Origin of the sequence: Caballeronia arvi, from assembly GCF_001544695.2 — a bacterium.
Taxonomy (GTDB): Bacteria; Pseudomonadota; Gammaproteobacteria; order Burkholderiales; family Burkholderiaceae; genus Caballeronia; species Caballeronia arvi.
Genome location: NZ_FCOM02000299.1, coordinates 1 through 752, shown reverse-complemented (window position 1 = coordinate 752; position 752 = coordinate 1). Strand labels below are relative to the sequence as shown.

The 752-nt window shown below is 63.4% G+C and carries 1 pseudogene; it reads left to right on the top strand.

Annotation, left to right across the window (positions count from 1 at the left end):
- Positions 1 to 752: pseudogene (locus tag AWB74_RS45010) on the top strand (DNA polymerase Y family protein); the annotation flags it as partial.

Below are 752 nucleotides of genomic sequence, written 5' to 3'. Positions count from 1 at the left end.
AAAAAGAGGTGTGGGGTGGACTTACTGGATTCGCTTGACCGCGCCTACGGCCTGTCGCCCGAACTCTACGAGTGGCTCGAGCTGCCGCCCGCTTTCAGCGCGCGTATTGAACTGCCCGATCGCGTCGAACACGCTGAAGCGGTTTTATTTTCCGCGCGGCGCCTGATCGTGCAACTGTGCGGCTGGCTGAGCGCGCAGCAGTTTGCCCTTACACAGGCGACCATCACGCTGGAACACGAGCGCGGCCGCCAGGCGATCGAACCGACAGTCATCGAGATCGCGCTCGCGGAACCGACCTGGCACGAGGAGCACCTTGTCCGACTGCTCAAGGAGCGGCTCGGGCGTATCGAGCTCGAGGCGGCCGTCATTGCTTTGCGATTGACGGCATCGAAAGTGCAGCCCGCTGAACCGCCGAGTGACTCACTGTTCCCCGATCCCGGCGGCTCCGCCCAGGACCATAATCGACTGCTCGAGTTGCTGGTCGCGCGCCTGGGTGCCGAGAATGTCTTGCGCCCGGCGCAGAGTTCGGATCATCGCCCCGAACAGGCGAATCTCTGGGTGCCGGTCCAGGACACCGTCAAAGCGTGCCCGCCCCCTGTCGAACTTCCACGGCCGACGTGGTTGCTAGACACGCCCGTGCGGTTGATGATCAAGAATCACCGGCCATTCTATGGCTCGCCGCTCAAGCTTGTCTCAACGGGCGAGCGCATTGAAGCCGGGTGGCACGATGGCGAACTGGTGACGCGCGACTA